Genomic DNA, 10,263 nt, shown 5'->3' on the forward strand with positions numbered 1-10,263 from the left:
CCCCTTAAGGGGCAGCCCGTGAAAGAAATGCGGTCGGCAAACCTTTCGGGGCCCCTTAAGGGGCTTCGTCCGTATCATGCCCTTCTAGGGCTTACTCAAGCCTCCGGCTTTGCCGGAGGTTTTGACTATTCTTTTGAAAAGCGTTTCTGAGAGAGAATCTCAAAGTGGAACTTTTTCTGGAGGGTCCCCAGAATGCCGTCCGGCAGGAACAGGATCACCAAAATGGCGATCAGGCCCAGAATGATATTGGAGTAACCGGGATAACTGGCCAGCATCTCTTCCAGCACCGTGTAAATGATGGCGCCCAGGATGGGGCCGCCCATGGTGCCGATGCCGCCGATAATGACGATGAACACGATGGATACCGTCCAGTTGATGCCGAAGCCTCCGCTGGGATAGATGCTGCCCTTGTTCAGATAGAACACCCCGCCGGCCAGGGCGGTAAAAAAGCCGCAGATGACAAAGCACAACAGCTTAGACTGGAAGATGTTCACACCCACGCTGGAAGCCGCGTCCGCGTCGTCCCGCATGGCGGTGAGGCCCAGGCCGATCTTGGAGCGCAGCAGCAGGTAGATGACTACCAGGGAGACGACGCACAGCACCAGAGCGATCATATAGATCTCGGTCGTGCTGGGATAAGGCTTGGCCTTGATCGTCATGCCCGCACCCTGCTTGACGAAGGTCCAGCTGGTGAAAAAGGTCTTGAGGGCCTCGGCCACGACCCAGGTGGCGATGGCGAAATACATGCCGCGCATCCGGAACAGGAGCACGGACAGCCCCAGGGCCAGGGCCGCGCCCAGCACGCCGCCTACGGCAAAGCCCGCCCAGTAGGAGGCGCCGTAGGTGAAGGTCATGACCGCCAGGGAATATCCGGCGATCCCGATAAAGGACTGCTGGCCCAGACTTGTCATGCCGGTGTAACCGCTCATCAGGTTCCACATGGAGCCCAGGCAGCAGTACAAAAAGATCTTGAGCAGGTAGCGCTGGGCGTTGCTGGAGAGCACTCCGGTCAGGGGCAGGATCACCAGCAGCGCCACAATGACCACGGCGGTGATGAGCATGGGCAGGCCGCCGAACACACGGACCTGCTTGTGGGCGGAGGCTTCTAAGGTTTTCGTCTTCATTTTGTTTCCTCCTCCCTTACTTTGAGAACAGGCCCTGGGGCCGGACCGCCAGCATGACCAGCAGGACGATGTAGCTGATAAACATGCCGTAGTTGGCGCCGCCGATGACCTGGGCCAGGCCGAAGACCAGGCCGGCCACCAGAGTGCCGGGAATACTGCCCATGCCGCCGATGACCACCACGCCGAAGGCGATGAGCAGATATTCGCCGCCGGAGCTGGGATAGAAGGTCCAGCGCATGCCGACGCACAATCCGGCAATGGCCGCGGTGGCCATTGCAATGCCCATGGCCACGCCGTAGGTCTTCTTGACGCTGACCCCCATCAGGGATGCCGCCACCGTATCATCCGAGGTGGCGCGGATGGCACGGCCCATATACGTCTTGCGCAGGAACAGCGTCAGCACCAGGATGGTGATGAGGCTGATGGCGAAAACCACCAGATTGAGCACCGAGATGGAGATACCGCCGAGGTTCAGGCTGGCGGTGGCATAGCTGACGCCGATCTTTTGGGCATCCGCGGTAAACAGCAGCAGCATGGCGTCCTTCAGGATGATGGACAGGCCGAAGGTGACCAGCAGCGCGGGTTCCGCCCCCCGCAGCATGACCCGGTTGATGAGTACGCTCTGGAGCACCATGCCCAAAAGGAACATAACGGGGACGGTGACGACCAGTGTCAGAATGGGGTTGATCCCCAGTGCGCTGGACAGGATGGTGGAGCCAAAGGCGCCCATAATGATGAACTCCCCGTGGGCCAGGTTCGTCAGCTTGACGATACCGAACATCATGCTCATACCGACGCCGAGGAGGGCATAGATCGCGCCCAGCAGGATACCGTTGATCAGGATTTGCATTCTTCCCCCTCCTCCTTACAGGCCGAAATAGGCCTTTTTGATTTCTTCTTCACCCAGCTCCACAGAACGGCCGGACAGGACCACCTTGCCCTTGAGCATAACGTGACTGATCTCGCCGGTCTTGATCGCCCGCTTGGTGTCCTGTTCCACCAGCACCACGGTCATACCCTCGCCGCTGATCTGCTTGATGCGGGCATAAATATCCTTGATAATGGTGGGGGCCAGGCCCAGGGAGATCTCGTCAAAGAGCACCAGCTCCGGGTTGGTCATCAGCGCCCGGCCGATGGCCACCATCTGCCGCTGGCCGCCGGAGAGGCTGCCGGAGAGATCGTTGCGCTTCTCCTTGAGCACCGGGAAGAGCTCGTACACCCGCTCCAGAGAGTCCTTAACCTTGGCCCGTGCGGCCTTGGGGTAGCTGCCCATGACCAGGTTGTCCTCCACAGTCATGCGGATGAAGCAGCGGCTGCCCTGGGGCACCAGCGAGAGGCCCCGCAGCACGACCTTTTCCGCCGGCATTCCGGTAATGTCTTCCCCCTTGAAGGTGATCGTTCCGGCAGTCGGCTTATGTACCCCGGCTATGGTGTCCATCAGGGTGGATTTGCCCGCGCCGTTGGCGCCGATGACCGAGACGATGATCCCCTGCGGCACGTCCAGCGTGGCCTCCTCCACGGCGACAAAGTCGCCGTATTTGGCCTGGACGCCCTCTACTTTCAGGATAGGCTCACTCATCTTCTTCCACCCCCAGATAAACTTCTTCCACCAGCTTGGAGTTCATGACCTCCAGGGGCTCCCCCACCAGCAGGTTGTGGCCCTCGGACATACACATCAAGGTGTCCGTGGACTCCACCATGGTCTGGATGACGTGTTCGATCCAGATAATGGAGTAACCGGCGGCCTTCAGGTTGGCCACCATTTTCATGACATCCTGGACCTCCGCCTCGGTCAGGCCAGCGGCCACCTCGTCCAGCAGCAGCAGCTTGGGCTCGGTACCCAGGGCCCGTGCGATCTCCAGCCGCTTGCGGTCCAGCAGCGTCAGCTCCCCCGCCCGGATCTCGCGCTTTTCATACAGCTCGGTGAGCTTCAGCGCCTCCAGGGCCACCCTGCGCCCGTCTTTCTCCGAATGGCCCGCGCCGTGGACGGAGGCCACCAGGACGTTTTCAAATACGCTCATGCCCTCGAAGGGACGGGGCACCTGATAGGTGCGCCCGATGCCCAGCTTGCAGCGGGCGGCGGCGTTCGTTTTCGTTACATCATGCCCGTCATAGGCGATCTTTCCCTTGGTCGGGATGATCAGGCCGATCAGGGCGTTGAACATGGTGGTCTTGCCGCATCCGTTGGGGCCGATGACACCGTAGACCTCGCCACGTTTCATTTCAAAGCTCAGGTCATTCAGGATCTGAACCCGGCCGTAGCCGGCGTTCACGTGTTCGAACGACAGAATGGTATCCGTATCCATGTTTCCCTCCCGTATTGCGAAGCTGGGGCGGACGGAGAGCCGAGACTCCCCCGCCCGCCCCGGTCAGATCCGTTGCGCTTGGGTTTTCGCTCTTACTTGTTGGAAGCGTTTCCGGCGATGTACGCGCCAGTGGTGGAAACCTCAGGGAACACGCTGTTGTCGATGATGACCAGCTCCATCGTGCCGTCCTCCGCGCGCTGCCACTGACCGCCGCAGACTACGGTGTCGGAGTAGTGCAGGCCGCCCATGGTGTTCTCATACTTGATGGGGCCGACAATGGTGGTCACGTCCAACTGGGACAGGGCGTCGCGGACCGCCGTCTTGTCCGTGGTGCCCGCAGCCTGGAAGGCCTCGACGGCCAGCTCCATGGCGGCATAACCATAGCCGGCGGGCTGGGGCATGGGACGGCCGCTGTTGGCGGCGGAGTAGGCCTCGCCCAGCTGGGCGCAGGTCACGCCGGTCAGATCGGAGGTATAGGGGTGATCGGGGCTCCACCACACCTCGGTCATGACGCCTTCCATGATGTCCTCGCCGATGGCTTCCATATCGCCCAGCAGCAGGCAGCACTTGCCCATGGTGACGCAGCCGACTTCAAGGCCGCTCTGCAGGGCCTGGCTCCACAGATTGGAAAAATCGGGAGGCGTGTTGGTACCGGCCAAGACGTCGATCTCAGCGCTCTTGAACTGGCTGATCACGTTGGAGAAGTCGGTGGTCCCGGCGGGGTACTGGCCGGGGTCCACCAGTTCGTAGCCGTCTTCGGCCACCTTCCGGGTAAAGACCTCGTACCAGGCGGTGCCGTCCGCGTCGTTGGCGAACGCCACGCCCACCTTGTGGCCCTGGCCGGGGCCGTAACCGGCCGCCGTCCACAGGGCCTTGTACTGCTCGTAAACATTCTCGATCGTCCAGAAGGCGTGATAGGTCCACTCATACTCATCGGCGGCGCCGGCCACGGCATTGACAGGCGCCTGGATGGCCACGCAGGGCACGCCGTAGCGCTCGGCCACGGAACTGACGGGGATGACGGTCTCGGGAGTCTGGATCGCGACGATCAGGTCCACCTTGTCCTCTTCACACAGCTTCTGCGCCATCTCGGTACAGGTAGTGGTGTCGGACTTGGAGTCATACAGAACAACTTCGACGTTCTTCTTTTCGCCGTCCACCTCAATGCCGCCCAGGGTGTCGTTGACATAGGAGGTGATCTGGTCGATGACCCACTGGCCGCCTTCGCCGTTTCCGGCCAGAGCGCCGGTGGAGGGGTTCACATAACCGATCTTGATGGTACCGCCGCTGGAGCCGCCGGAGGAACCGCCAGAGGAGCCGCCGCCCTCGTTGCCGGAGCCGCTGCCTCCGTTGCCGCCGCAGCCGGCCAGCAGGCCGGCTGCCATGACCACGCAGAGCAAGAGCGCGAGGATAGGTTTCTTCTTCATCGTTCGATCTCCTTTCATTGCTTCAGCCGGGCGTCAAGGGCTTTTCCCCTGTCTGTCAAGGCTGAGCTTCTGACCGAATTCTATCAGTTTTTCCCTTAAGCAAACCTTAAGCGCCCCCTTATGCAACCTTAAGTTTTTATGCAACACACGTTTTTGCGGCCAAACTTTTTGCTCCGTTTTTGTTCAATATGACCAGCCCCCTGTTGGGGGCGCCAATTTTGGAAGCGGTGTTTGCAGGAAAAAATGCGGAAGGCCCCGCCTTGGCAGGTCCCTCCGCATACGTTCAGGCTTTTCCCTTTTCCCGTACCGGGAGCGTTACCGCAAATGTCGTTCCCTTCGGCCGGTTGTGCGCCGCTGTGATTCGCCCGCCATGGCGCGTTACGATCAGGCTGGCGATGTAAAGCCCCAGGCCGCTGCCGTCCGCCTTGGACTGCTGGCGCTCCTCCCGGTAAAAGCGGGTAAAGATCTTGCCCAGCGCCTCATCCTTGATTCCCACCCCGGTATCGGATACGGCCAGCACCGCTTTCCCATCGGCCATCTGCGCGGAAACCCGGATGCTGTCTCCCGGTTCGGTATACTTCAGCGCGTTTTCCAGCAGGATGGCCAGAAGCTCGGTGAGCAGCTGACGATCGGCCTGGATATCCAGACCGTGCTGAAGCGTACACGCCATCGTCTTGCCCGCCGCTTCGGCCTGGTAGCGAAACGGCTCGATAAAATCCCCCACCATCTGATCCAGATGGATGTTTTCCCGGTGGATGGTCATCTCCGCAGCCTGAAGCTGTACCATCTCCAGCAGATTGGAGGCCATCTTGCGCAGACGGCTGGTCTCAGTCAGCGAATTCATGATAAGGTCGCTTCGCTCGATGATCCGCGCCCCCGGCGTATCCAGCAGCAGCTCCAGGGAGCTGTGGATGACCGCCAGAGGGGACCGCAGCTCATGCGAGGCATAGCTGATGAATTCATCCTGCCGTTCCCACGCCTCGGTCACGCCCTGGACCAGCGTTTTGCTCAAAAACCACCCCACTATCAGTACCAGCAGCATCGCCGCCAGGGTGCACTGCACCAGTACCCGCAGGATGATGGCCAGAGAGGCTTCGATCTCCGTGGAGTCGGTGGTCATCTGGACATAAAAGGTCTCCCCCGCCGAAGTGGTCACAGCAAGCGTGTAGGTGCGGTAATAGAGCACAAAGCTGTTGCGCTCCACCGATTCGGTCTGCATGCCGTGCGCCCCGGCCTGAAAGCCGACGTTGAGCATGTAATCAAAGCTGGACAGATACTCCGCGTTGAGAATATTTCCCTGACGATCCCGCAGCAGCAGGAAAATGCGGTAGGTGATCACATAGCTGCCCCGGTCGGTATAGACAATGTTCTTGCCGTTTTGAAAGTTCTCCACGGCGCCGTCCACATTGGACTCAATGGCCTGGGCGGCATGCTCCATCTGACGGTCCACATCCTCATAGAGGGCGCCCTCCGCCACCGCGTATACGATCAGATCGAAAATACCGAACAACGCCAGAAATACCACGAACAAAAGCAGCATATACCGCAGGCGGCGCTGCAGCAAGAAGGCTTTTCTATCCATAGAGCTCGCTGTCGTCGGTGAGGATATAACCGATCCCCCGCACGGTCTTCAGATACTTTTCATAGTCGTACTGCCGCAGAAGCTTCCGGATCTGACTGGCATAGACTTCCACCACGGAAAAATCCGTAGCGGAATAGAAGCCCCATACGCGCTGGAACAGGCGTTCCTTATGTACGATCACGTTCTTGTTTTCCACCAGATAGTAAAGAAAATCGAACTGCTTGCCGTGCAGGTCCAGTTTCCCGTCCCCGATACGGGCGGTGCGGGTATTGGTCCACAGCGTCAGCTCCAAAAAGCGCAGACCTTCGCGCTGAGCGCTCTCATCCCGCCGGGTGCGGCGCACCAGTGCGTCCAGCCGGGCCTGAAAGATATCCAGATCAAAGGGCTTGGACAGGTAGTCGTCCGCCCCCGCCCGCAGGCCCTTCACCTGGTCGGAAGCCTGTCCCAGGGCGGTCAGCATAAGCACCGGCGTGGTGATGCCTCCGCCGCGCATCTGCTCCAGCACTTCATAGCCGTTGAGCCGGGGCATCATCACGTCCAGAATGATCACATCGAAGCTCTCCCGGGCTAGACGCTCCAACCCCTCTTCTCCATCGAACGCCTGGGTCATGTCGAATTTGTGCTTGAGGCTCTCACAGATGTTGTTGGACAGGATCCTGTCATCCTCTACGATCAGCGCTTTCATGAAGCCGCTCCCTCCTCCCCCGTCCCGGCCGGGCCGGGTATGGGGATGATATCTGCTGTAACCGGGATCTCCGGGATCAGATAATTGCCCACGATCTCCTGACGGTAGGTGCCGTCCGCCCCCATGACCCACTGTCCGGTCACACAGGGCATCACGGACACATGCTCTTCATTGAAGGAGACATAGCCCACCACGGTGTCCAGTCCGGTCTCCTCCGCTGCGGCATTGATGGCGTCCAGCTCCAGAGAACCGGCCCGCTTTAGGATATCATACAAGATCTCCACATTGGCGTGCTTATATCCAACGGTGGGCGGCGCGTCCGTCAGCGCGGGATCAAACCGCGTCCGGTAATCCTCCGCCAGTTCCTGACAGCTCCAGCCGTTGATGGAGGAGGTATAGGGAAAATCGGAACGCCACCACACCTCGGTGATCAGGCCGTTGGCCGCTTCCCCCATGGCCTCCACGTCGGCGGCGAACAGGCAGGACTTCGCAACCGTGCACATCTTGGGCCGGTAACCGGCGGACAGGCATTCCGACCAGAAGGCGGAAAAGTCAGCCGTAGTCATCACGCCCAAAATGATGTCGCATGGGGCGGCGGCAAAGGCCTCCACGGTGGCGCTGTAGTCTTCCATACCGATGGCATAGCGCCCCGGGTCCACGATGGTATAGCCTTTGGCCGCGGCAAATTCCGTAATGAAAGTGGTGATCTCGATCCCCTCGCTGTCGTTCGCCGTGAGCAGGCCGACCGTCTTGTTGCTGTCGATCTGCTCCCAGGCATCCAAAAAGCAGAGCATCTCCCGTTCGTTGTCAAAAAAGGTGTGCCAGGAGTTCTGGTAAGGCCCCCCCAGTACCCAGGCGGACGCCGGTGCGTCTACCGAAATGCAGGCGATCCCTGCGCGCTCGCATACGGCGGACACCGGAGAGACCGTATCCGCCGTATGCGAGACGATCATGATATCCGCCCCCCGTTCGATGAGCTCCAGGGCGGCCGCGCCGGCTCCCGCCACATCCGATCCGGAGTCGGCATAGATCAGCTCCAGCCGGCAGCGCTTCCCATCCAGCACCACGCCGCCCTGTTCGTTGACCGCGTCGATGGCCGTCTGCTCCACATAGGGGGTCCCCTGTCCGAAGGAGGCCAGCGTACCGGTCAGCGGGACCACACGGCCCACCAGCACCGTATCGTCAAAGATCCAGCTTCCGTCCTCCGCCTTCCCTGAGGGCGCCGGTTCCGGCCCACGCGGACGGCACGCGGACAGTGTGAAGGCCAGAGCCAGGCATAACAGCACGGCCGCCCCTCGTCTCATTCGCCACGCCTCCCCCTTTGGCTGTCGTTTTCTCTATTCTATCGGATTGTCAAACGGATTGCAAGGTGATTCAGAGCCCCTCCGCTTTCTGTGCTCCATCCGTGCCGGTCTCTCCATGCTTAAGGCTGTAATAATAGCTTCCCCTTCCCAGCCCGGCCGCCACCCCTTCCGCGAAGGTCCCCAGCTTGGCCGCCGCGGCCAGGCCCAGGCGGCGCAGTCCGTAGGCCGGTCCGAACCGCGCCATGATTTGAACCGAGGAGCGGATATCGTAAAAGGCCCGGCTGGAGCGCATAAATTCCTTCTGGAGTTCCCAGGCGGTCATGTGCTTGGGCCGAAACGTCACGTTCATCATGTCGAACTGTTCCCAATCGCGGGTCAGTATCCGCCCCTCCTCCCGGTACTGCTCATAAACGGCGGTGCCCGGGAAGGGCGTCAGAATGGCCGGTTGGAGCTGATATGCTCCGATTTGCCTGGCAAACGCCACGGAGCGGCGGATATCCTCCGGCGTATCGGCGTCGATCCCCAGCACCAGACTGGCGATCAACCGGATCTTGTGCCGTGCCAGAGCCGCGCCGCAGGCTTCGATATCAGCCACCCGCTGATGTTTTTCGACCTGATCCAGCGCCTGCTGATTCAGGGATTCAATGCCGACCAGGACCCGGTTCAGATGCGCCTGCTCCAGCAAATCAAGGAGCTGCTCATCCCGGTAGAGGTCGGTACGTCCAAAAAAGAAGGTCTCCCGGAACACCAGATCCTCTGCAATCATCCGGCGGCAGATTTCTTTAGCGTAGTCCGGGTCGGCCGTAAAATTGTCGTCTTCAAAGTTCATATAGCGAAAGCCCAAACGCTTGTAGCAGCGCAATTCCGCGATCACGCTCTCCACGCTGCGCCTCCGGTAAGGCCGGAACATCCGGGAGGTGGTGCAGAAGGAACAGCAATAGGGGCAGCCCCGGCTGGACATCACGTTAGCCGTGTCGCAGCGGGTCTTCAAAATGGAGTAATCCGGAATGGGAACGCAATCCAGGTCTTCCACACAGGGCGCACGGACGACGGCGTCCCGGATGCGGCCCTCCACCACGTCCAGGATGACCCGCTCCCCTTCTCCGACGATGACCTGATCGGCGTGCTCCGCCGCCTCCTCCGGCAGGGTGCTAGGGTGGATGCCGCCCAGGATCACCCGTGCTCCGGTCTCCCGACGGAAGCGGTCGGCCAGCTCGTAGGCCCGCGGCGCGGTGGATGTCATGGCGTTCAGACAGAATACGTCCACGCCTTTGGTCAGCCGCTTGTAATTCAGGGTGGTATAGAGCTCCTCATAGACCTCCACCTGATGCCCCGCCGTCTTCAGAATGTGGCCCAGGATCAGCGGACCCGTGATGGCGTTTGTGTGCCCGTAAAAAGAGCCGCCCAGCCGGTAGAAGCGCTGGCGCCGCAGCCAGCTGGCGGGCGTGATGAATACAATTTTCATAAGGGGCCTCTCTTTCTTGGTTCGCGCGCGGCAGCCCTGCCCCCGGCCCGGGCCTGGTATCGGTCTGTCAGGCGCTCCTATTCTTCTCTATTCTGCCCCCACCTCCGATGACCCAAACAGCAGCGGACAAGGCGGTCAAAACAGACCCAAAGGCCTGTTTCGACCCAGCCTGTCCCAAGATGAAGGAACTCTGCAAGGCGCTCCTGCGGGATGGTTTTTCAACCGTCAGGCTGTTGAAAAACCCTCTTGGAGAAGAGCCTCGCAGAGTTCCGTCGTCCGCAGACGACGGAAGGAAAGAAATCTCCGTCATTTCCGGCGACATGCGCGTCGGAAATGACACCTCTCATGACGGACAGGGCGACTTTTCTGC

At 60.6% G+C, this 10,263-nt stretch carries 10 protein-coding genes; 1 reads left to right on the top strand and 9 read right to left on the bottom strand.

The annotated features are described in order from the left end of the window. Nucleotides 1-125: 125 nt before the first annotated feature. From NE547_RS17605 to NE547_RS17645, 9 genes are all read right to left on the bottom strand, one after another. Nucleotides 126-1,124, bottom strand: coding sequence for a branched-chain amino acid ABC transporter permease (locus NE547_RS17605; RefSeq protein WP_256176580.1), 999 nt, complete (start codon nucleotides 1,122-1,124; stop codon nucleotides 126-128). Nucleotides 1,125-1,140: 16 nt separating this feature from the next. Further along, nucleotides 1,141-1,974 (bottom strand): branched-chain amino acid ABC transporter permease, encoded by an 834-nt coding sequence (locus NE547_RS17610; RefSeq protein ID WP_186906454.1) that lies wholly within the window; start codon nucleotides 1,972-1,974, stop codon nucleotides 1,141-1,143. Between the two features lie 15 nt (nucleotides 1,975-1,989). Beyond that, entirely contained in the window at nucleotides 1,990-2,703 is a 714-nt protein-coding gene (locus NE547_RS17615) for an ABC transporter ATP-binding protein (RefSeq protein WP_256176581.1), read from the bottom strand. Next, nucleotides 2,696-3,430, bottom strand: a complete 735-nt coding sequence (locus tag NE547_RS17620) for an ABC transporter ATP-binding protein (protein ID WP_186906452.1) — start codon at nucleotides 3,428-3,430, stop codon at nucleotides 2,696-2,698. The genes NE547_RS17615 and NE547_RS17620 overlap by 8 nt, the downstream gene beginning before the upstream one ends. Nucleotides 3,431-3,522: 92 nt before the next feature. Continuing rightward, a complete protein-coding gene (locus NE547_RS17625) occupies nucleotides 3,523-4,857 on the bottom strand; it encodes an ABC transporter substrate-binding protein (RefSeq protein WP_256176582.1) in 1,335 nt (444 codons plus the stop codon). A 283-nt stretch (nucleotides 4,858-5,140) separates the two neighbouring features. Beyond that, nucleotides 5,141-6,439: a cell wall metabolism sensor histidine kinase WalK gene (locus tag NE547_RS17630; RefSeq protein ID WP_186906450.1), complete on the bottom strand. Its 1,299-nt coding sequence runs from the start codon at nucleotides 6,437-6,439 to the stop codon at nucleotides 5,141-5,143. Further along, on the bottom strand, nucleotides 6,432-7,124 hold the full coding sequence (locus NE547_RS17635; protein WP_186906449.1) for a response regulator transcription factor: 693 nt from the start codon (nucleotides 7,122-7,124) through the stop codon (nucleotides 6,432-6,434). Before NE547_RS17635 ends, NE547_RS17630 begins: the two co-directional genes overlap by 8 nt. Further along, nucleotides 7,121-8,428, bottom strand: a complete 1,308-nt coding sequence (locus NE547_RS17640; RefSeq protein WP_186906448.1) for an ABC transporter substrate-binding protein — start codon at nucleotides 8,426-8,428, stop codon at nucleotides 7,121-7,123. Before NE547_RS17640 ends, NE547_RS17635 begins: the two co-directional genes overlap by 4 nt. 70 nt (nucleotides 8,429-8,498) lie before the next feature. Continuing rightward, entirely contained in the window at nucleotides 8,499-9,893 is a 1,395-nt protein-coding gene (locus NE547_RS17645) for a B12-binding domain-containing radical SAM protein (protein ID WP_256176583.1), read from the bottom strand. Nucleotides 9,894-10,072: 179 nt separating this feature from the next. Here NE547_RS17645 and NE547_RS17650 point away from each other — a divergent pair. Further along, nucleotides 10,073-10,263, top strand: a 191-nt coding sequence (locus NE547_RS17650) for a hypothetical protein (protein WP_256176584.1), incomplete at its 3' end; no start/stop codon positions are given.

Source organism: Flavonifractor sp. DFI.6.63 (genome assembly GCF_024462255.1).
Lineage (GTDB): Bacteria > Bacillota > Clostridia > Oscillospirales > Oscillospiraceae > Lawsonibacter_A > Lawsonibacter_A hominis.

Bases quoted from the DNA above. Each gene is read 5' to 3' on its own strand.
- NE547_RS17605 (WP_256176580.1), bottom strand. From the start codon at position 1,124: ATGAAGACGAAAACCTTAGAAGCCTCCGCCCACAAGCAGGTCCGTGTG.
- NE547_RS17610 (WP_186906454.1), bottom strand. From the start codon at position 1,974: ATGCAAATCCTGATCAACGGTATCCTGCTGGGCGCGATCTATGCCCTC.
- NE547_RS17615 (WP_256176581.1), bottom strand. From the start codon at position 2,703: ATGAGTGAGCCTATCCTGAAAGTAGAGGGCGTCCAGGCCAAATACGGC.
- NE547_RS17620 (WP_186906452.1), bottom strand. From the start codon at position 3,430: ATGGATACGGATACCATTCTGTCGTTCGAACACGTGAACGCCGGCTAC.
- NE547_RS17625 (WP_256176582.1), bottom strand. From the start codon at position 4,857: ATGAAGAAGAAACCTATCCTCGCGCTCTTGCTCTGCGTGGTCATGGCA.
- NE547_RS17630 (WP_186906450.1), bottom strand. From the start codon at position 6,439: ATGGATAGAAAAGCCTTCTTGCTGCAGCGCCGCCTGCGGTATATGCTG.
- NE547_RS17635 (WP_186906449.1), bottom strand. From the start codon at position 7,124: ATGAAAGCGCTGATCGTAGAGGATGACAGGATCCTGTCCAACAACATC.
- NE547_RS17640 (WP_186906448.1), bottom strand. From the start codon at position 8,428: ATGAGACGAGGGGCGGCCGTGCTGTTATGCCTGGCTCTGGCCTTCACA.
- NE547_RS17645 (WP_256176583.1), bottom strand. From the start codon at position 9,893: ATGAAAATTGTATTCATCACGCCCGCCAGCTGGCTGCGGCGCCAGCGC.